Below are 24,049 nucleotides of genomic sequence, written 5' to 3' on the forward strand. Positions count from 1 at the left end.
TATTTACAATTTTATATGAAACAGAATTTTACAGTAATATGTATAATTATCCTTGCTTTCTTTTCAATTACAGAAAGAACATCTGCACAAGAATTAGAAAGTGCAATGGAAATGTATATTGGGAGTGAAAGTGGTGAGATAGTACAAAATAGCAAGTTGAATATTGTTAAAGCAATACCTTTGTCTGACGATAGCAAAGTAATAACAGGCACTTACATTGTTCCAAATGACCAAGCAGGAAAAATATATGGTAGCACCTTTATTTATGAAGAAGAGTTAGGAGCAGGTGGTTTTTTTGTGGCAAGAATTAGTAAAGATAACAATCTACTTTGGATAAAAACAGTAGTTACTGACACACTAAACCCTAGTAACTATAAAGAAAGATATGTAGATATAGATGTTTCTAAACAGAATGAAATTTATTTGAATTGGGTTGCTGGAATAGGTAAACCCCTTACTATTGAGGGAACAGTTTATGAAAGTGTAGATAATTTATTTATAAAATATAATATTGAAGGAGAAATTATATGGCAAAGAGGATATGATTTTAAAGCAACTGATGTTGTAAAGGTATCTTCTTCACCTAATAATATGATTAAAGTAGATGAAGAAGGAAATTTTTATACTGCCATATCCGTCGTATCGCACACTAGTCCACCTATAAAGATAGGAAGTACAACAATAAATTTACCTATTAACGGAAACAACATTTATTATCTTACAGGAATGTTGTTTCTAAAGTTTAGTACAGCTGGTAATCTGATATGGTACAGAACGATGATGCCAGATGAAGGAATATTAAGTGGCAGAGGTGGTCATAAAGCTGTCAACACAAACAATGTAAGGGTAGATAGTAAAGGAAATGTACTTTATGCTTTAGCTGCTAGTGGTAGTTTTGAGTTCGCTGATAAAGAGGTAATAAGCACTAGAGTAACAAGTGATTTTTCGACTACAGAATATGATCCTAATATTATTATTGTCAAGTTTGATAAGCGAGGACAAAGATTATTTGCTAAAGATACGCCTGACATATTGAAAGCATATTCAGGCAATAGAAGTTTTGGTGGAGTCAATGGACATTTATATACTAAAGTATATACGCACACTACTGTAGACTTGGATCAAGAAGATAATATCTATATGTACGGAGAGGTAGATGTGTCTTCAGAACTAAATAATACTAGTGTCATAGGAGAAACTGTTTTATTAAAACTAGATAAAGAGGTAAATTTTTTAGAGTCTGAAGTAGATTTGAGAAATACAGTAGCTAATTATTCTACTAGAAGAATGGTAATCAACAAACAGTATGACTATTTTTATACGTATGCTGATCGTTATCTAGCAAAAATAGAAAATGGCGTAATTACTCCATTCTTTTATTTTAAAAATTCAAACGGTTTCGAACGTTATGCTGTTGGACAAGGAGAAATAACTATAGGAAATAAAGGGAAAATATATGCAATAGTTAATATGCAAAAAGATACAACTATCAATGGAATATTTATTCCAAGACGAAATTCCAACTCTGATGCCAGTACGCTGCTAACTTTTGGAGATAAAGCTCCTTATGCAAAAATAAAAGGAAATACATTTATTGAAAATGCTGCCAACTGTTATTATGATGGTAACGAAACTGTCTTTCCTAAGATACTCATTAAATCCAATCAAGGAAAATATACTGTATCAAATAATAATGGATTATATAGGCTGACACTACAAGACAGTACAGCTTTAGTATTAGAAGCAAAACCTCTTGACTCAGAATATTATAGAATCTTTAGCACCAATAAATGTGATTCTGTAAAAGAGATAGAAATAGAAAACGGAAGAGTATTAAACCCAGAAGACTTAAACTTTGGATTTAAAGTTCTACCATGTTCTTACCTTACTGTTGATATTACAAATGCACGTCGAAGAAGATGTTTTATGAGCAGTACAACAGTAGAATATCAAAACAAAGGTTTTGCAACTGCACAAAATGTAGAAGTAAAAGTAGAATACCCAGATTATATTTTTCCTGTTTCTAGTTCTCCTACTTGGACTAGGAAAGAAGGAAATAGCTATTTCTTCGATATTGGTAGTTTGGCTGCTAGAAATTCTGAAAAAATTGTTTTTCAAGATTCTGTTATTTGTGGAATTGAAGCAATAAGAGGTCTTACTCAATGCGTAAAAGCTACTATTTCTCCTGCTAACAGTTGTCAAAGCTGGACAGATAATGAAAACAAATATGAAATTTCTGGACGTTGTGTTGGTGGTGGAATTGCTCGTTATACCATCAAAAATCTAACAAATACAGCTACTGATTCTATTCCGTATCGTTTGTATGCCAACTCACAAGTTTTCAAAGAAGCAAACACATTACTTCCTGCTAACGGAGAGGTAGAAATTGAGGTATTTACCAATGGAATGACGATGAGAATGGAATTATTTCCTCAAAATCACGACCCTATTTCTGCTTTTGTGGAAGGCTGTCAAGTTGCTATTCCTTACAAGACAAAAGCTGAAAACCCTAATCCTATTGTAAGTGTTGCTCCTGTTCAAGAATCTGGAGTTGCACTTCCTCAAAATGATGGTGGAGTGCGTTCGGAAACTTCGTGTTCTGAAATTTTGGATAGTTATGATCCTAATGACAAACAAGTTGTTCCGTTTGGCTTGACAAATCAAAACTTAATTGAAAAAACTACTGAATTAGATTATACCATTCGTTTTCAAAACACAGGAACAATTGAAGCTGTAAATATTGTAGTTTTGGATACGCTTTCTGATTTTTTAGACATAGAAACAATTCGTTTGGGAATGGTTTCGCACAATTATAACTTTATAATTGATGGCGATGCTGATACTCGTGTCTTGCGTTTTGAGTTTGATAATATTAACCTTCCAGATAGTAATTCGAACGAACCAGCTTCTCACGGATTTATTAAGTTCAAAATCAAACAAAAGGCAAATAACCGTATCGGAACGGTCATAAAAAACCGTGCTGCAATTTATTTTGATTTTAACTCGCCAATTATTACAAATACAATTTCTAATAAAGTTGCTGTTCTTCCACTTACAAATTCTAACTTGAACTTACCTGTCTTCAACTGTTCAGACTCTAACTCTGAAATCGTTGCTAATGCAGGAGCAGATATAGAAACATCAAATTCTGCAGTAACTCTTGCTGCACAAAACATGGGAATAAGTGGAATTTGGATGTTAGTTTCTGGTTTTGGAGAAGTAGAAAATCCTTCTAAAAATAATAGTAAAGTGACAGGGCTTTTACCTTTTCCTACTAAGCTCATTTGGAGAGTAGCAATTTGTGGAGAGGCAAAACAAGATACTGTGGTTGTACAGTCTACAAATACAAATTATAAGTTTGATATTAACTTTGATGAAAATGAAAATATATTATCTGTTCCGACTGGAAAAGTTACTTATCAATGGTACAGAGATGGCGTTTTGATAACTGGGCAAACAAACCCAACATTAAACTTAGAAACTCTACAAAATAGAATAGGAGTTTATACAGTCGTTATTTCTAGTGGTGCTACTTCTATTACTTCTGAGCCATTTACAATAGATAGGATTCTATCTAATGATGATTTTATCAAGGCTAATTACATCAAAATATATCCAAATCCGACTACTTCTTTATTGAATATAGAATTGAATACAATTTTGAATGCAAGTGAAGTAACTTTAGTAAATGCTTTGGGAATGGAACTACAAACAACAAAAATCATCAATTCTGATAAAATCACTCTTGATTTGAATAACTTGAGTAACGGAATTTATTTTGTAAAAATCATTTCTCAAAAAGGAATTTTCTATAAAAAAGTAGTTTTGAAAAAGTAATTTTTAGCATTTTTAAAAAGAATAAAAAAAGTCATCAGCAAATTTGTTTTGTTGATGACTTTTTTGCTTTGTAAGAAATATTAATAGTTAATTTTTAGAAAACTCCATCTATAAAATTGTGAAATAGTAGAATTTTTCTCATTTAAAGAATAATTTAAATATGAAAATTATAACCTTGATGACTTAAAAAAAAATTAAAAATTGCACAATTTTTTAAGTCATTGTATATTTTATTTGTAGCAGAAGCGTTTATAGTTTAAATTACACAGCGATTGCACTAAGATTAAAAATAATTGCATAATTTTGCTATCCATCTTCATTTTTTGTTGTCGTATGCTTTGTGTAAAAAGTAGTCCATTTTTTGCCTATTTAAGTTTATTTCTACTCTTTTAAGTTTATTCGATGTTTATAAAATTACTTTCTCAGAAACTACATAAAACAAATTTGATTACTAAATTTCTATCAAAAACTATATTTATCTTTCTACTGAGTCTTTTATTTAGCTTTATTACTTTGCCTTCTAAAGCACAATACTCAGCGACAAAAGTAAAAATTGCTTTGATTGTTCATTTTATTGAACACACAAAATTTCCCCCTGAGGCTTTTAAGAGTCCAAAAGAAATGATACAAATCGGAATCTTAGGAGATGACCCTTTTGGTGACGAATTAGAATCTTTTCTTATGCACTACAAAATAAATGGACGTGGTTTGCGTGTTCGCAGAAAGAAAAATGCTTCTGATTTGTGGGGCTGTCAAGTGATTTATATCAGTCAATCTGAGCAAAGCAAACTAACTGATATTTTAGATTATTTCAGAAGATACCCAACACTTACTATCGGAGATAATTTAAAAGGCTTTATAGAACAATGTGGAATCATTAATTTTGTAACCGTAGATAAGAAACCCTACCGTTTCGAACTCAATATTGAAGCTGCTCAAAAATCAAATCTTGGTTTGGATGTAGGACTTTTCAGAATGGCACAACGTATTGTAGCTTGTCCCTAAGATGTTTTTTACATTGATTTATCAAACATTTCCTATATCAAGTTTTGATACATGAAATGTTTGATAAATAGATAGTTCTAAATTTATTCTTTAACTACTTTGATTATTCGTTTGGTAGTAGTAAATATTTCTATAAAATATACTCCTGTTTTTTGTTTTTTCAAATCTATACTAATAGATAAATTATTTCTTTGATTATAATGCTCTTCTTGATGTAATTCTCTTCCCAAAACATCTATAATTCGAATTTGTACTTTCTCTTGATATCCCATATTATCAATCTGTAATGTAAACTTAGAGGAAGTAGGATTAGGAAAGGCTTTTATTTCAACTTTCTCAAGACTACGTACTGCCATTTTGTTTTTTTGTTGAGTAGTAGTGGAGTAAGGTGTATTTTTTACCTCACCTTTTTGGCATTTGCTAGGTTGTTGTAAGAACTCTGTTTCTTTTACATTTCCTAAAAAAGCATCTCCAGAACCTCCATAAGTAATAGATCCATCAGATGCTCCCCAATAATTATGTTCGGCAAAAGCAACTCCTTGACTTGCATCAATTGCATAATTATTACTTTCAAAATTATTCTCTTTCAAAAATGCTTCTGCATTGATTAGTTTAACACCTATATTATTTTTCATAAAGTTATTACAATAAACTTCAGCGTTATTAGTTTCTTTAAGCTCTATTGCATTTTCCCAGTTTATAAAATTCATTTGGTGCAAAAACGATTTATCCACTTTATGGATTTGTAAAGCCATGGAATTTTGAGGGTTATCAGCAAAAAAGTTAAGATATCTTACTTCCAAAAACTCATTAATAGAATGTAAACCAATAGGATAATCAAGATTTAGCCCACTTTCATTTAAAATTACATTAGCTCCAGAAGAATTTATTGGATCAGAAATAATTACTTTTTCAGCATTTGTTATTTCTAGAATACGTTGTGGATTAAGGTTATTTTTTCCAAATTTATTATCAGCGATAAAAAGTCCTCCGTCTAATCTCTTTTGTTCTACATTATACAACTTAATAGCAGGAAAAACACCATTGTCATTACTCATAAAACCACTATCTACAAAATCATTTGATACAATGGAAATATCAGTAATATGACTAGCATTCACAGAAATATTTCTACCTCTAGCTTTGATTTTATTTATTTCTATGTTTTGAGAATTGTTTATACTTATACTTACTCCACCCACTTGTGAGGTGCTTAAGTCTATTTTTTTTATGAACAGATTGGCTATATTATCAAACATCAAAGGGTGTTCTGTATCCAATCCACTATTATTCATAATAATATTAGGATTATCTACTTTTTGACTAGATATAGAAATATATTCTGCATTTCTTATCCATAAAATAGTTGTAGGAGGTGAAAGCTGATAACTTCCAAAATCGTTTTCGCTCATAAAAACACCACCTCTCAAAGTATTAGAACTAATATTTTTTAATATAATAGCTGCTCCTCCTATAAAAAAGCCTACTCCTGCATCTCTAAAATCATTGTTTAGGATTTGTATATCTCTAACATTAATAGCTTGTACTGAAGCTAATCTTTTTCTTGCACTAGTCCTTACAATACTAATATTTTCAGAATCAGCAATATCAAAAGCAATACCTTCAAAAATACTATTCTGATCAGCAGTAACATCTATATTACTAATAGATAAATTATTGATTTCCCTTAAAATAAAAGGACTAGTAGCTCCCAAACCACCTCTATCAATAATAATGTTAGTATTGTTATTATAATAACTTCTTCTAGTATCAATTTTTATGTTATTAGCTTTTGTGATACGAAATATATTTTGAACATCGTGAAGATAATTTCCATATCTATTTCCATTAATATACAAGCCTCCTATGATATTTTTACTGTGTATAGTATTCAAATTTATTGCAGCTCCATCAATAGCAAGATTTCCTAAATCAAAACCACTATCTCTTAAATCATTGTATTGAATACTAATATCTGTACAGTTTTGGGCTATGATGCCATTATTTCTGTTACGAATTGTTAGATAATTTAAAATAATATTTTTACTATCTATAATATTTATTCCACATGAACGAGAGTCTTCAATGGTTGAGGGAACAGTATTAGCACTTAGATTAAGATAACTAACTTGTAGGTTTTCAATGTCTTTCAAGTAAATAGGATTTTCAACATTCATTCCGTTTGTAATATTAATATTTCCTCCTGAAGTAGAAATAGTAATATTTTTAGCTTTTTCCAAATATAATAAACGAGCTATTTTTGGAGAAGTATTGGTTGGATTTAGATACCCAAATTTATTTCCTGAAATATACGCTCCTCCTATTAAATTGTTAGCTGTAAGATTATTAAGATAAATAGCTGCTGACAAACCACTACTAAAATATAATCCAGAACTTCTTAAATCATTATTTACAATTTTAATATCAGTAATATTATTTCCCACAATGGCATTTCTTTTATTTGAAATATTATTTTTTTCTATTACTACTGCTTTACAATTGTAAAGCTCTATACCATCTTTAGGAAAGGAGGGATAATTACTCATTATTTTTAATCCTTTTATAGTAAGATTAGATAAATTTTGGGCTTTTATTATACTCCCTGCATACCAATTCAGAGTTACACGAGGTGTTAAAGCATAATTGTAGGTTGGGGAAGAAGTACCATCTATAAAAACACCTTCTGTAATTAGTAATTCAGATTGAAGATAAATTGTACCTTCTACATCAAACTTTATTGTATCTATACCCTGAACAAAGTTGGCTATCACTAAACATCCTCTCAGAGAACCTGATCCTGTATTGTTGAGGTTTGTTACAGTATAAATATTTCCAAATGTAGTAGATAAAAATAAGAGGTTAAATAAAAAAGCAAAGCAAGACACACAAATAACTTTTTGAAGAGAAAACAGGTATCCAATTGGTTGTAAAGGAGAACGAAACATAAAATGAAAGGTTAATTTTGATAAAAAAATAAAAAGAGTTAATAACTCTCTTTTTCCTACTACAATTTTTCAATAAAAAAAAGGTCAAAATTATTTTCCTAAAAATTATGGAATTTCTATTTGTTTTGCATCTTATCAATAAAATAAGACAATAGTGACAAATTATTCATAAAAATTTCCTAATTTACCTATTATTAGTACATCAATTATGCAACTCAAATTTTTTCGTATGTGGCACTTACTTGCAGGCGCAGCTCTAACAGCAGGCGCAGTTACTCTTTGGGGTTTTCGTTCAAAAACTGGTGACGAATGGCTCAAAAAACTAACAGAAATAAATAACATTTTTCAAGAAAAATATAGCTCTGAAAGAGTTTATTTACATTTAGACAAACCATTTTACAAACCGTCAGAAACAATTTGGTTTCAAGCCTACGTCCAAGACGAAGCAACTTTAAAACCTTCAAAAAGGAGCGATATTTTGCACGTCGAATTTATTGACCCAAAAGGAAACGTAGCAAAAAAGATTCAATTAATTTTGGAAGATGGTACAGCATCAGGCGAATTTGACCTGACAGAAGATGCAGCAGGAGGATTATATAAAATAAAAGCCTACACAAAATGGCAAGAAAATTTTGTAATAGAAGAAAGTGATAAAAAAGATCAAAACGGCAATCCACTCATTTTTGAAAAGGAAATAACTGTTCAGAAAGTAGTTTTGCCTCGCTTAAAAATGAAACTAGATTTTGAAAAAGATGCCTATGGTGCTGGCGACAAAGTAGAGGCAAATTTAGATTTGCAAAGCCTTACCAACGAAGCTCTTGCAGATAAAGATGTTGAATTTGTAGTGAGTTTGAAAGGTCAAGTTATTTCAAAATCAAAAGCCAAAACAGATGCAGCAGGAAAAACAGTTATTTCCTTCGAACTACCTAAAAAACTAGATACAGCCGACGGACTTTTAAATGTCTTGCTTTCTCACAACGGACAAACAGAATCTATTTCTCGTTCTATTCCTTTAGCAAATACCGTTTTTGATTTGCAATTTTTTCCAGAAGGAGGAGATATTTTGGCAAACACTTCTTCAAATATAGCTTTTTGGTGTAAAGACGAATTTGGAAAACCTGCTGATGTTCAAGGAATTATTATAGATTCTAAAGGAAAAGAAGTGGGTAATTTTTCATCATTTCATAAAGGAATGGGAAATTTTGAGCTTGAAGCTAAAAAAGGAGAAGTTTACACAGCCCAAATTACAAGTCCAAAAGGAGTAGAAACGAGTTACAAATTACCCGAAACAGTAGAAATCGGGTATGGATTAAAATTAAACTTTCCTATTTCGAAATCTGATAAAGAAAAGACGTATGATACTTCAAATTTGAAGTTTTCTATCTACTCTCCTATAATGGAAGAAGTATTTTTAGTTGGAACACTGCGTGGAGAGATTATTTTTTCAAAGAAAGTTTCTGTCAAAAAAGGAGAGAATACTATCAACATTCCGACAGATGAAATGCCTATTGGTGTAGCTAATTTTACACTTTTTGATTCTAAAAAAATAGAACGAGCAGAGCGTTTGGTTTTCTTGAATACAGAAAAACAGCTTAATATTGAAGTAAAATCAGACAAAGATAATTACCAACCTCGTGAAAAAGTTACCTTAGATATTAAAGTTACAGACCACAGAGGAATTCCGATGCCAGCAAATATTTCCCTTTCTGTTGTCGATGATAAATTGCTTTCTTTCGCTGATGACAAATCTAGTCATATTCTTTCGCATCTTTTATTAGAAGCTGATTTGAAAGGAGAAGTCAAAGAACCTCGTTTTTACTTTGATAAGGAGGAAGAGAAAGCTGCACAAGCTAGAGATTTATTGATGCTTACTCACGGTTGGAGAAAATTTACTTGGGAACAGATTCAAAAATCGTCTATCACTTTGAAATACAATGCAGAAAAAAGTATTATTGCAGGATATGTAAAAAATGATAGTGGAAAACCTGCCAAAAATGTGAAAGTAGAAATTCAAGGACAAGATATTTCTACCAAAACAGATGATAAAGGATATTTTGAATTTCAAAATTATAAACTTCATGAACCTATTACACTTGTAGCAACTGATAGCTCAGAAACTGCCACTCAAAGTGTTGGAGCATATTCTTCTTCATATACTTTGACATTTTATGATTATAGAAGACTAAAAAGAAAAACAGGTGCTGTAAATAGAGCAGCACTAAATGATGGTGTTCCTATGATGGCAATGCAAAAAATGCGTGCAGGTGGTGGAGAAAAAGATGTAGAATTCGATGATGGAGTTGTAATGGCAGAAATGCCAAAAAATGAAATAAAAGGAGATATTTTAGAAAACGAAATTGCAATTCTTGATAATGCTCCTGTTGTGGAAATAGCTGATAAAGAGGAAGTAGCAGAGGTAGAAGAGGAATTAAATGAAGTCATCATAATGGACAGAAGACGAGAGGATTTTGGTAAAATGAATAAAAAAATTGCAAAAGAAGAAAAACCAAACCTTCCAGTCATAACTTATCATCGTGCTAGAGTTTTTCCTAAAGTAGATTATTCCACCAAAAATAATGAGAAAGAAGGCGAAACTAAATCTAAATCAAGAACTGATTTTAGAAGCACCATTTTTTGGAGTGGAAATATAAAAGTTGATGCAAAAGGAAAATCACAAGTAGAATTTTATGCTTCTGATGAAATTACGGCTTTCCGTGCTATCTGTGAAGGAATTGCAACAGACGGAGGAATTGGAAGAACTGAAAGTGTTTTTTATACACAATTACCTTTTAGTTTAGATACAAAATTGCCTTTATTTATGTCAATGGGAGATAAAATTTCTATTCCTTTAATGTTACAAAACAATACTGAAAAGGAGTTGAGTGGCAGCATTTCAGCAGATTATCCTTCTTCTTGGATTCCTGTTTCTGAAAGCAAATGGAAAAGTAGAATCACTTTACAACCCAATGAAACAAAGGTTGTCAATATGGATTTCTTGATTGAAAACGAAGCTGGAAAAGGTAAATTTATTGTTCAGTTTGTCGGACAAAATGGAGTTCAAGACCGTTTTGAGCAAGAAGTCGAAGTCTTTTCAAAAGGATTTCCTGCTGCCATTGCTTTATCTGGAGAAAGTGTTGATAAAACCTATTCGTTTGAAATTGCAAGTCCTGTAATGGGAACAAGTAAAGCAACTTTTACAGCTTTTCCTTCTGTTTTGGATGATCTTTTGGCAGGAATTGAATCTATTTTGAGAGAGCCGTATGGTTGTTTTGAGCAAACTTCATCTTCTACTTATCCAAATCTTTTGGTAATGGATTATCTTTCTGTTCAAAAAAATCTAACTACAGAACAACAAACAGCCTTAGATAAAGCAAAAGATTTGACAGAAAGAGGTTACAAACGCCTAATTTCTTTCGAATCGAAAGACAAAGGTTACGAATGGTTTGGCGCAAATCCTGCTCATGAAGCTCTAACAGCTTATGGCTTGATGGAATTTAAAGACATGGCAGCCGTTACAGGAAATTTAGTTGATGAGCAAATGCTAACCAGAACGACCAACTGGCTGATGGAACGTAAAGATGGAAAAGGTGGATTTAAGCGCAATTCAAGAGCTTTAGATGCTTTTGGTGGTGCAGATGATGACATTACGAATGCCTACATTACCTATTCCCTTTCAGAAGCTGGCTTTAAGGATATTAAAGCAGAGGCAGAAGCAGCATATCAAAATGCAATTAAATCTGAAGATCCTTATTTGATTGGACTTGTAGTAAATACGTTACAGAATTTGAATGATAATCGTTCTGAAAAACTTTTGGAAACTCTTATTTTACTTCAAAAAGAAGAAGGACAATGGGAAGGAACAAAACATTCCATCACTCGCTCAACAGGACAAGGACTGACAGCAGAAACGACTTCTTTAGCTCTTCTTGCTTTAATGAAGTCTGATAAAAAACGAATGCCTATTTTACAAAATGGTGTAAAATATTTAGTAGGTTCTCGTTCGCCTTATGGTGGTTTTGGAAATACACAAAGTACCGTTTTGGCTCTCAAATCTTTGACCACGTATGCAAAATATGCACAAAGAACTCCTGAAAGTGGCGATATTGAAATCTATGTAAATGGCTCAAAAATCAGTACAGCACACTACGAAGCAGGAGAGCAAAATGCTATTGAAGTAAATAATTTAGGAAAGCATTTGAAGGCTGGCAAAAACACTGTTCGTATTAATTATGTAGGTGTAAAAGAACCTTTGCCTTATACATTTTCGGCAGAATGGTTTACAGATTTACCAAAAAGTAGTGATAAATGCAGTGTAAAATTAGAAACGTCATTGGCTGAAAGTAAAGTAAAAATAGGCGAAACAGTTAGGCTTACAACCACTTTAGAAAACACAACTAAAGAAGGCTTGCCGATGACAATAGCAATTGTAGGCTTACCAGGGGGACTTTCGGCACAGCCTTGGCAACTCAAAGAACTCATAGAAAAAAACAAAGTTGATTTTTATGAAATTCGTGAGCATAGTGTCATTTTTTATTACCGTCAGATGACTCCAAACGAGAAAAAAGTTATTCATCTTGATTTGAAGGCAGATTTGGCAGGAGAATATGAAGGAGCAGCCTCTTCGGCTTATCTCTATTATACTTCTGAATTTAAAGACTGGAAAAAAGGTATTTCAGTTATCAGTCAGCAGTAAACAGTTATCAGTTAAATTCAACTTTAATACAAAACGGCTATTCATTTTTTTATGGATAGCCGTTTTTTTCTTGATTAGGAATAGAAATTAATTAAAGCACTCTTTTTACAAACTCTAAATCATTGATAATCAATAATTTAAAATCTTAATTAGTAATTGTTCCTTAGCTCTATTTTACTTTCAAACTTGAGTTACCCTAAGTTTTTTAGATTTTCCTCTCTGCCTAATTTTTTTAACAAATCCCTAAATAAGTCAAAGGAGTGTTTTGTAGTCGTAGTGAAGTATCCTCATGGCTAACTACACAATAAAAAGGAAGAAGACCATTATTCTTTCTTTGATTAAAATATAATTATTCATTGTTTTTCTTTTAAATTATCCATTTATTATACTTATTTTATTCAAAGGTTAGTTAAGAATTATACGTCTTAAAATTCATAAATAAGGCTATAATAGAGTTTTTTTTAAAATAAAAAATAATAGATAATTTAAAGAATCTAAATTTGAATTTAATAAAAAATATAATTAACTTCATTAATGTTTATTAGCTCATCTAATTTTTCAAACCTTCCCTACATCTCTATGAAAAACTATATTTCAATTTTATTTATGTTGTTCGTCTTTTTTATTTCTACTACTACACAAGCTACTCGTGTTTTGTGTTCTACTGTAGTGAGTACAAATGCCGATTTGGGGACAGGTTCTCTAAGAGAGGCTATTTCGTGTGCTAATTCTGGCGAAACCATCACTTTTGATGCTGCCTTAGCAGGTCAGACCATAACACTTGCTTCTACTTTAGAAATTCCGATAGGAAAAAATCTAATTATTGATGGTTCAAATGCTCCAAACCTTACTTTAAGTGGAAATAATAGCGTTCGTATTTTAAGATTAAACTCTACCTCTGTTAATCCTACTTCACTAACTATAAAAAATTTACGCTTCATAAATGGGCGAACAGTAGAATATGGAGGGGCAATTCGAACTACACATCAAGGTATTTTGAGAGTTGAAGATTGTCATTTTTCTACTAATCGTGCAGACCAAGGTGGAAGTGCAATCTTTAATCATTTTGAAGGAACTTCTACGATACTCAACTGTACTTTTGACCAAAATACTTCTGTTGCGCTTAATAATGAAAGAGGTTCGACGGTTATGTTGTGGGGTTCTAAAGCACACATAATAAGAAATTGTACTTTTACAAATAATAAAGGCATAAATGGAGCTGCCATTAATGGCTTGAATTCTTCTCTTACGGTGGAAGATTGCATTTTTAGAGGAAATACTACCAAAGATGCTTTTTATGATAATGGAAATCCGAATCCATTTTTGAGAGGATTTGGAGGGTGTATTTATACAGATAGAGCAAGTAATGCAGCTAATATAGACAATGGAGATATAGAAATAAGAAGATGTATTTTTGAAGATAATATAGCTCAATCCGATGGAGGAGCTTTGCATTTGTATGCTGATGAGACAGATAAAGTAACAGTAGAAGATTGTTATTTTAATAATAATGAAGCTAGAAGACTTCCCAATAGTATGGGTGCCGATACTGGTGGTGGAGGTGGTGCATTAGAACACATGAATAATTCTCTCAACAGAGGTTTTACAGTCAAAAATTGCACTTTTTCTAATAACCGTGCTGCTGTTACTGGAGGAGCTATTCGTGCTGATTTTGTAGATACAGAAATCATAAATTGTACTTTTTATAATAATAAGGCATTGCTAACTACTCTAACTGGAGGAACTTCTGCTAATGGTGGAGCAGTTGCTTTTTATCAAATGAGTGCAGCTAGAGATTTGAGAATTACCAACTGTACGTTTGCTAATAATCACGCAGGCTGGGTAGGGGGAGCTTTATTAGCACCTACTTATACAAAAATCAAGAATAACATTTTTTATCAGAATACTGCTGCAAATGGAGGAAATACGTGGAATATCCAACAACATTCTTCTAATGCTATGAATGATTTGGGAAATAATATTCAGTTTCCTAATAAGTTTACTAATAATGCTAATGATTATAATGTATCTAATTCTGTTACGATTGCAAACCCTTTATTGGAAGCCATTGCTGATAATGGAGGAATTTCTCCTACTATGATGTTACAACCTACAAGTCCAGCTATTGATACAGGTGCAGGATGTACTTCTACTGACCAGCGAGGAGTTGCACGAGTAGGACAATGTGATATTGGGGCAGTAGAATTTGAAGATCCTCCTCTTCCTGCTGATATTGAGAATGGTGTACTTCTAAATTGTGGTATGACAGAAGCACAAGCTATTGCTGCTGGAGGTGCTACACTTACTTTTGGAGGTTCTTCTTATTATATTGGTTATCGTCAAGTAAGTGCAAATAATCAAAACCCTATCTTGCTTAAATATACAAGTGGTATTTTGGATTGATGTAGAGAAGATTATGAAACAACTAATGACGACGGAAAAGGCTATGGACTTTTTTGGTCAGGAACAGATTTATATGCTGTTTTTTCAGCGACAGGAACACAACCTGGACTTAATTATACTCGCTTTACCACAGCAGGCTGGCTAACAAGCTATGGACAAGGAGGAGGGGCAAAAGTATCCATTATTTTAAAAATAAATACAACAACAGGAGAAGGTATTTTGAATAATGGAACCTATATAAAATCTGTTTTGAGTAGTGGAAATGCCAATACTTTAGTAGTAAACGACATGTATTTGAATGGAGATAATAATTTAGTAGTTCGGGCAGATTCGTGGTTTAGTCCATTAAAAATAGACCGAACTCGTATGACACAAATCGGAACAGGAGGTTCACCTCACGATTATACCATCATTTTCACTCCAAACCTTCAAACAGCTGTTTGTGCCTCAGCAGTAGGTTGGGACAATGGAACAGGAATCAATTGTACCACAACTGTCCCTACTTCTTGTATTATTTCTGCTATTACAACAGCCACTCAAACCACTTGTGATATTACAACTAATAAATATAATCAAGAAGTAATCGTTACTTATACCGATGCGCCTTCAACAGGGTTTTTGGTAGTCAATGGACAAAATTTTCCGATTACTTCAAGTCCTCAAACCGTTACCCTTACCAATTTAGATGCTAATGGAAATGTAGTTGATGTAACTGCTTCTTTTTCAACAGTAGCAAGTTGTAATTTCACAGAAAATAGACTTTTTACTGCGCCTATATCTTGTTCTGATGATGTATTGAATGTAAATCAAACTACTGTTTTTAGTTCTATTCAAGCTGCTGTTGATGCTGCAAATCCCAACGATGTACTCAAAATTCTTACTAATCGTCGCTATGATGAAGATGTAGTAATTGATAAAACCTTGTTTCTTACTTCTGATGCAACTTCTTACAATCAAATAGAAATTGACCAAATCAAAGTAAATAATGGAAATAGACTTACTATTACAGGAAAAATGTCTGTTTTAGAACTTGTTCATTTAGAAGCTACTAGTGAAATGATAATTGATGGAAGTACAGAATTTGCGCTTCGCTCAACAGTCACAGGAACAGCCATGGTTATTAATGATGCTGATGATAATACTATTCAAGGAAATGTGATTATGGAAAGATACTTGCCTACTCCTTCTACCATTCCTGCTTCTGGGGGAATTGGTTTTGATGGAAAAGCCTATCATTTATTTTCTTCTCCTTTCTCTAATGCAGCTATTAATCAATTTGCTCCTTATATGGATTTGATTTTGAATATAAACTATAATACGGCTGCCGAACCTGCTTATACTCGTCCTTTTCCTACTTTTTTTATCTATGATGAAACCAATGCAGGTGCATCAACGAGTGCGTTTTATAATGAGTTTATCTCTAATTATCGTGTTCCTACCTCTACTGCTACTGATTTGTTAGAAGTTGGAAAAGGCTATCAAGCTAATATTGCTACTGAGCAAACTCTAAAATTTAATGGAAATCTTAATAATGGTATTTATACTATTAATCTTACAAATAGTGGTGGAAGTTTGCCTCAACAAGGTTATAATTTAGTAGGAAATCCTTATCCTTCTCCTTTAGATTGGGAAAAAATAATAGCTGACAATACAGGAAATAATAATCTTGCAAATACAATTTATTTGGACATTCCTACCAGTCAGTACAATGGTACTTTTGCCTATTATGTAGCTGGAACAGGTGTAGGTATAAATGGAGGAACAAAAGATATTGCAGCAGCACAAGGATTTTTTGTACAAGCTACTGCACCCACAGGAACATTAGAATTGAAAAATGAAGACCGTCCGACTACTTATCAAGATACTCGTTTCTTCAAAACTTCTCAAACACAAGGCTTAAAAGAAGGATTAATTAAATTAGGCATTACTAAAGATAATAAAACAGATGAAACAGCTATTTATTTTATAGAAGGAGCAACTCAAAATTTTGATTCCAAATACGATGCGCTCAAAATCTATAAGCAAAATAGTAATTTTGCTACTTTATATTCTTATAATACTGAAAATAAAGTTTTTGCCATCAATGGACTAGATGCGTTTGATGAAACTCTACAAATTCCTTTAGCCATAAATGTAGTAGAAGCAGGAAAACACATCATTGGTGTTAGAGAAATTAAGTATTTTCATTCTTTGAGTGAGTTATATTTGTATGATTCTTTAACCGAAACGTTGCACAATCTAAAAGAAGAAAAAGAATATGAATTTTTAGCTGAAAAAGGAAATGATGTAAAACGTTTTGTTTTGCTATTCAAAAAACCATCAATAACTGCTTTTTCTGAGCAAAATCAATTAGTTGTTTATCCAAATCCTGCTTCTGAAACAGTATCGTACAGTCTAAAAACAGCTATTCAAGAAAGTTATCAACTTCAACTTATAGATGCTTTGGGTAGAATTGTTTGGGAAATACAACAAGAAAAAGAAGGTGCATTTTTGGAAGGAATGATTGATATGAATAATTATTCGAATGGAATCTATTTATTACAAATTTCGAATAATGAAAAAACTATCAGTAAACGTATCGTTAAAGAGTAAAAAAGAGTCTATATAAGTAGCAATCAAATTTTAATACAAAAATGGCTATTCATTTTTTTGATGGATAGCCATTTTTTACTTCTTATTCAAAGATAAATCAATATTTTTTCGTCTCCATAGCTAAGACAGAAAAATATTATTCTAAATGCCTTACAAAATGAACAAAATCATTTTCATTTTCAGGATTTTTCATAACATCATAACTAGCAAATGTTTCTAATGGAGTTATTCCAATAAAATCTGAAACTGATATGTATTGGAAAAAATAAATCATCTACACTTTTTTCACTAAAAAGATATTCATTTTGGGTGTATAATTTGAATGAGTGATTTATTATTCTTGTTTTATTTTTTATTTTCACGTTTTTCTAAACTCTCCTAATGATTACTACTCAACTTGTTTGTTTTAAATGTGGCTTCAAAAACTTGGTAGGTAATAAAAGTATGTGATTTTTGGAAAAATTATTAAAAATACTGTCTACTTGCAAGAACATATACTCTGTTATATTGGAGATGTTTTTTTATTTTAATTAATAATTTTTAACAAATCCTTTTTTCTGCAATAAAAAAGTCGTTTTTATGTTATGAAAATCATTTTGTAATTACAACACGTTCTGTGATTGTTGTTTCATGAGTTTGTATTTTCAGTATGTATATTCCTGTACAGTTGAGTTATTTAGCTTTTTTAATAAATACTCATCTAAAAGTTGTTGCTTGACTTTATATATTGATAATTTTGCTCTTAGTTTTAAAAATACTCAGAAAATTTGGTTTAGTTTATGAAGTAAAAAATAGCTAGAGTTGAAAGTTTTAGAAAAAAAAACAAAGTCAATTTTAGAAAGCAAAACGACTTAAACATTTGATTATAAAAGTATTACAGAACACAACACTTCTTTTTCAAACTTGTATATTCTTTTTTTGCACTATTTTATCAAATAAATCTCTAAAATTAGTTTGTATTTTAGAAAAACATTCTTACCTTTGCACTCGCAATAACAACAAAAGAATGTTATTAATTTGTACTGGACTCGTAGCTCAATTGAATAGAGCACTACATTACGGCTGTAGAGGTTACAGGTTTGACTCCTGTCGGGTTCACAAGTTTATGTTTAGTTGTTGGTGGAAACATCAACAACTACATAAAATTATTTTGGAACTATTTATTATTTTGAGTAGTTTTGTAAATAGTTACAGATTGATAAAAAAAATATAACAAATTGTAATTGCATTCGTTTTTAAGTAAACGAATTAGTTAAATAAAATGGACTCGTAGCTCAATTGAATAGAGCACTACATTACGGCTGTAGAGGTTACAGGTTTGACTCCTGTCGGGTTCACAATTTCAGTATTTTTTAATACACTCAAAACCCTGTTTAGATTACCTAAACAGGGTTTTTTGTTTTTTCCAAAGTGTGTATTTTGGTTACACCTACTTTTTGGAAGCTAAAAATTTAGACAAAGTAGAAATATAAAAATCAATAAAAATCCCTATTCATTAATTTGAATAGGGATTTTTCATAAAAACTAAAAACTCACTTTCGGAAGTCCTTTTACAATTTCTACCGTTTGCATACTGACATTAATCACACTCAAAAGCAATTCTAAAATATACTTTGGATTATTTACTTCGGTTGCCCAATCATTTGGGTCATTGACAATGCCACTATCTTTGTGCGTCTTGATTTGATAGCGTTCCATTATCCATTCAATAGCACTTTTTCCATTGACTACATAGTCGTAGGCTTCTAATGGAATATTTTCAATCGTGATTTGAGAATTATAAATAATGGTGTCTTTCCTGTCTTTTTTAGGAAAACGCATTTTTTTGACTTTATAATTTATAATCTCATCGGCATTTTGGGCGACTGTTTCTTGTATGGACTTTCTATTATACAAAATCAAAACACCTTTATAGCCTTCTACATTTTCATAATTTAGATGCAAGTCTGCTAATTGCCTTCCTGCTTTACTAAATTTCCAAAAATCACGGACATCTTCTACCAAAGGCAAACGAGGAAGCATTTTTTTCAAATCATTAGCAAACTCCTCTCTATAATCAACAGAATGAAGAAAACCATAGACATAATAAAAAATATCCTCCTTACTTACATTCTTGCCATATTGCTTTTTTGCTCTCTCAAAAATAAAATTACTTACTCCATCACGACGAACATAACGACTACTATCATCATCAAACATTCCTTTTTGGATAAATTCGTTTTCTTCGTAGTAATAAAGTGGGAAGCATTGAGCTTTTTCAAGCGTATCCAAATTTGCGATATTATCTGAAACAATAATTGAAAATGGTTTTGATGAGCCAACCCCAGTAATACAAATAATCCTATTAGATAAGATTTTGTTTGGGAATAATTTACTACTTAATCCAGGTCTTTCAATTAGAGATTTATCATAATAAAGATTTAATTTACAAAAAGGTCTATATAAAATTTTAACTATGGAAGAAGTATTTAATTTATGGGTTTTTGATTTTAATAAGTCCTTTTTGAGATTTACTGTCCAACTGATTTTATTTTGATTGCCTAAAAATAATTTATCAATATCAAGTTGATTATTTTTTTTACTAAGTTCTTTGTATTCTAATATTTGAGCATTATAAAAACTCAAAGTATTTGTTATATTTTCTATTAATTCTTTTTGTGAAAAATTAGACACCCAAGCATCACGATTTGAGGAAACTCCAATTACATTAACATTAAAAAATGATTGTGCTTTTAGATTGAACTTCTTTTTAGGTGTTAAAGGAATAAAATCATCAAAGGCATCATTTCGTTTATTTATCCAATCTCCGTATTCATTTGGTTTTAAAATTTTGAGTTTCATTTCTTCATTTCCAAATGATTTGAATTTTTTAATAATCTCTAATTTTTCTTCTCTATTTAGATAATCTCCAATATCATGATAATAAATAGTTGCTTTTTCAGTTTCAACAGCAGGATTTTTAACTAAAAGAGTAACCGAAATAGGCGTTCTTGACCCAGAACCAAATATTTTCCCTCCTTCTTTTCTGCTTAGTTCTCCACTTGTTCGTTGATTTCCTCTCAAATTGAATACATAAATAGAAGTAAATTCTGTTTCTATTGATTTTCTAAAACCATCTGTACTATTTCCATCAAGCCACGCACCATTCGAAATAAAACAAATTATTCCTCCTGTTTCATCTAATCTATCACTACTCCAGCGAAAAGCCTTTATATAAGAATCAGACAAAGATTTATTTAATCCTGCTGATGATAATTTTGTATATGTATCTGCAACTCGGCTATCTAGCTTTGTATAATCTTGATTTTGAGCATTATCATTTGCTGATTTTTGTCCTATGAAATAAGGAGGGTTTCCAATTATTATTCGTAATGGTGCTTTTTGTTGTTTTTCTACTCGTTTTGAGTTTTGAGGAAACATATCAGAAAAAAGATGTTCACTATTTTGTGCTTCTCCTAATTGGAAAGTATCTGTCAAACATATTCCTTCAAAGGCTTGGTATTCGCTTTCTTTTTCCTCTTTCTCTTGTTTTTGTAGAATATCATGAAAGACATTTTCAATATTTACGGCAGCGATATAATAGGCAAGTAATACAATTTCGTTGCAATGGATTTCTTGTGTGTATTTTCGCAGTAAATCTTCTTTATTGATAAGATTGCTTTGCAAAAGACGAGTAATAAAAGTTCCTGTTCCTGTAAAAGGGTCAAGAATATGTATATTTTCATCAGAAATAGAACGATTAAATTCTTTTTTGAGAATATCATTTACCGAATGAATCACAAAATCCACGACCTCAACAGGACTATATACAATGCCTAATGTTTCTACGAGTTTAGGAAAAGCCGTTTTGAAAAACTTATCATAGAGTTCGATAATAATGCGTTGTTTTCCTTCTGCGTTGTCTATTCCAGAGGCACGTAATTTGACAGAATCATAGAATTTTTCTAGTTTTTCTACGTCTTTTTCAAGTACTTCTCCTTCCAACACATCTAGCATTTTTTGCATAGACTGACTAATTGGATTATTTTCTACAAATGAATAGCCTTCAAAAAGAGCATCAAAGACAGGTTTTGTAATGATATGTTGCGACAACATTTCGATAGCTTCTGATTGCGAAATAGAGGGATTAATATTTTGATGCAATCCCTTCAAAAAGCTCTCAAATGCTTCGTTGTGTTTTGGGTTGTCTTTGACTAATTTGGTAATTCGTTCTTGTTGTCTTTGAGCAATTTGAGCGACTTCCTTTGCCCATTGTTCCCAATATCTTCTATCTCCTACTTTATCCACCATTCTTGCAAATACTATTTGTTGCAAGTTTTCAAAATGAATATTTAGTTGAGTTGCTTTTTCTCTTTCACTACTTCCATCTCCTTCGTTTCCATAGACAGGATTTCCATCACTATCAAAAGAAATTTCAGGCGTTCCGACAAGTATTTGCTCTGGACGGTTTTTATTGAGTTCTATTTTATTTACAATGGCATCAAAACGGTCATCGTGCGCTCTAAGTGCATTCAAGACTGTCCAAACAACTTTATAATTTTTGTTGTCATCTAAAGCCAAATTTGCTTCCATACTAGAAGCCACAATAACAGGAATAATTATATAACCGTACTTTTTGCCTTCTGATTTTCGCATTACTCTACCTACCGACTGTACTACATCTACTTGCGAATTACGAGCAGAAAGAAACAAAACAGCATCAAGAGAAGGCACATCAACACCTTCACTCAAACAGCGTACATTAGTCAAAACTCGGCATTCTCTTTCTTTAGGCTCATCTTTAAGCCACGCTAACAAATCATTTCTTTCTGTTGCATTCATTGAGCCGTCAATATGCTTAGAACTTACAAGTTGAGTAATGGTTTGTTTTTCAGTTGGTAATTCTGATATATAGGTTTCAGAAGCCGTATTAAAATTAGAAGTTACCTTTTCTGAAACTTTGATATTCTGACAAAATGCAACAGCTCTTCGCATTGGGTCTGGGTCAGTTTTTTTCAAAAGTCCTTCATCTCCTAGCATTTGTTTGGAAAGCGCATTGATGCAACCAATTAGTTTTGAAGCGTCATCGGTATTGATTTCGCTTTCTTTATCGGTTATCATTTTCTGAACTGCTGGGGGAACATTATCTTCACTAAGCGTAAGAATAAGCACTTTATAATCAGCTAATAAGCCTTTTTCGACAGCTTGTCCAAATCCAATTCTATACATTTCTTGTCCATAGAGTTCTTCATCATCCATAGAACAAAGTATAGCATCTGCTTGTGCTGCTTTACTTTTGCTAGTATCGTCATAAAGGCGTGGTGTTGCCGTCATGTAGATTCTTTTTTTAGTATTGATTAGCTGATTATTATGGACTTTTGTAAATGCCGATTCATCTTCATGTGCTAATGAAACGCCTGTTGTTCGGTGTGCTTCATCACAAATTACTAAATCAAATTGAGCATATTTTGAATTTATTTTTTCTAATTCTCTTTGTGTTTTGATAATTACATCAATGGATTGATAAGTAGAAAAAACGACTTTTAAGCCTTTATTTTTACTCTTTTCAAAAGATTGAAATTGTTTTATAATATCCTTTACATTGGTAGAAGCAGGTAAAGCCAAATCGTGTACAGAAGTCGTATCTATATCATCAGCTTTTTGTCTTTTTTTAGTGATTTTTGGGTCAGAACAAATACAAATTGCATCTATTGGCTCAAAAGCATCAGCATACCATTCGTTTAGAGTTTGTCCTAAAAGTGCAATAGAAGGAACAAGAAACAAAATAAGTCCTTCTCCTTGTGTTTGTTTTTCTGCAATACGGAGTGAAGTAAATGTTTTACCTGTTCCACACGCCATTATTAATTTTCCTCTGTCGTGATTTTGGAAATGTTGTTCTGTATTGTCTAATGCTTCTGTTTGATGTTTTCGGAGTGTTTTTTTATTTGTTCTTGCTTTTTCTCCTGTAATTCCTTTTTCTAATTCTTCCCAATCTAAAGGCGCATCTATAAGGTCAAAAAGATTAACCCTAGAAACTGGAGGAGTTTGATTTTTGATTGCTTCTTCTGCATTCCCTCCCCATTTATTAGTAGTAGAAATCCAAAGGCGATGCGAAAAAGATTGAGTTTTGAGTTCTGCATCTTTAAAAGTACGACTAGAAGTAGATAAAAATGAATCTACCGAAGGTTTATCAATAGTAGCTGTTTCTTGGTAACATTTACATTGAATAGCCCAATAATCGCCTTCGTGAGTAAGAGCTACTAAATCAATTCCTGTATCTTTTCCCCCTAAATCATTTTTGCCTACAAATTCTTCCCACAACCAAACATATTGAAATTTGTGAGCATATTTTGGGTCTGTAAGCAAATAACCTTTCATCAACCTCTCAAATCTATCTCCCTTATCTCTTTCTGAAAAGGAAATTTTACGATATTTTTCTAATACGGAAATAAAGGAGTTTTTCATTTTAATACACTTTTTTGTAAATAGTGAGTAAATATATACATAAAAAAAATACCTTCAAAAGACTAGAATTTCTTTTGAAGGTTAAAAGCATATTTTTGATGGTTCACAAATATAGCTTTGTGGTTACACC

At 31.7% G+C, this 24,049-nt stretch carries 8 protein-coding genes and 2 tRNA genes; 7 read left to right on the forward strand and 3 right to left on the reverse strand.

The window, feature by feature from the left end:
* The first annotated feature begins 15 nt into the window (after positions 1-15).
* A complete protein-coding gene (locus tag V9L05_RS01105) occupies positions 16-3,837 on the forward strand; it encodes a T9SS type A sorting domain-containing protein (RefSeq protein WP_338814030.1) in 3,822 nt (1,273 codons plus the stop codon).
* A 513-nt stretch (positions 3,838-4,350) separates the two neighbouring features.
* Positions 4,351-4,842: a YfiR family protein gene (locus tag V9L05_RS01110; RefSeq protein ID WP_338791252.1), complete on the forward strand. Its 492-nt coding sequence runs from the start codon at positions 4,351-4,353 to the stop codon at positions 4,840-4,842.
* Positions 4,843-4,925: 83 nt separating this feature from the next.
* On the opposite strand, the gene V9L05_RS01115 is transcribed toward V9L05_RS01110, so the two are convergent.
* On the reverse strand, positions 4,926-7,787 hold the full coding sequence (locus V9L05_RS01115; protein WP_338814031.1) for a T9SS type A sorting domain-containing protein: 2,862 nt from the start codon (positions 7,785-7,787) through the stop codon (positions 4,926-4,928).
* A gap of 208 nt (positions 7,788-7,995) precedes the next feature.
* Between V9L05_RS01115 and V9L05_RS01120 the strand changes: the two genes are divergently transcribed.
* From V9L05_RS01120 to V9L05_RS01130, 3 genes are all read left to right on the forward strand, one after another.
* A complete protein-coding gene (locus V9L05_RS01120; protein ID WP_338814032.1) occupies positions 7,996-12,480 on the forward strand; it encodes an MG2 domain-containing protein in 4,485 nt (1,494 codons plus the stop codon).
* 579 nt (positions 12,481-13,059) lie between these two features.
* On the forward strand, positions 13,060-14,883 hold the full coding sequence (locus V9L05_RS01125) for a choice-of-anchor Q domain-containing protein (protein WP_338814033.1): 1,824 nt from the start codon (positions 13,060-13,062) through the stop codon (positions 14,881-14,883).
* Positions 14,884-15,102: 219 nt separating this feature from the next.
* Entirely contained in the window at positions 15,103-17,475 is a 2,373-nt protein-coding gene (locus V9L05_RS01130) for a T9SS type A sorting domain-containing protein (RefSeq protein WP_338814034.1), read from the forward strand.
* A 136-nt stretch (positions 17,476-17,611) separates the two neighbouring features.
* Here V9L05_RS01130 and V9L05_RS01135 read toward each other — a convergent pair whose 3' ends face one another.
* Positions 17,612-17,749 (reverse strand): hypothetical protein, encoded by a 138-nt coding sequence (locus tag V9L05_RS01135; protein ID WP_338814035.1) that lies wholly within the window; start codon positions 17,747-17,749, stop codon positions 17,612-17,614.
* A gap of 750 nt (positions 17,750-18,499) precedes the next feature.
* Between V9L05_RS01135 and V9L05_RS01140 the strand changes: the two genes are divergently transcribed.
* Both V9L05_RS01140 and V9L05_RS01145 read left to right on the forward strand, forming a co-directional pair.
* Positions 18,500-18,573, forward strand: a tRNA-Arg gene (locus tag V9L05_RS01140).
* Positions 18,574-18,738: 165 nt separating this feature from the next.
* Positions 18,739-18,812, forward strand: a tRNA-Arg gene (locus V9L05_RS01145).
* Positions 18,813-18,999: 187 nt separating this feature from the next.
* Here V9L05_RS01145 and V9L05_RS01150 read toward each other — a convergent pair.
* Entirely contained in the window at positions 19,000-23,919 is a 4,920-nt protein-coding gene (locus tag V9L05_RS01150) for a type ISP restriction/modification enzyme (protein WP_338814036.1), read from the reverse strand.
* Positions 23,920-24,049 lie beyond the last annotated feature (130 nt).

It is taken from the genome of Bernardetia sp. Wsw4-3y2, assembly GCF_037126295.1.
Lineage (GTDB): Bacteria > Bacteroidota > Bacteroidia > Cytophagales > Bernardetiaceae > Bernardetia.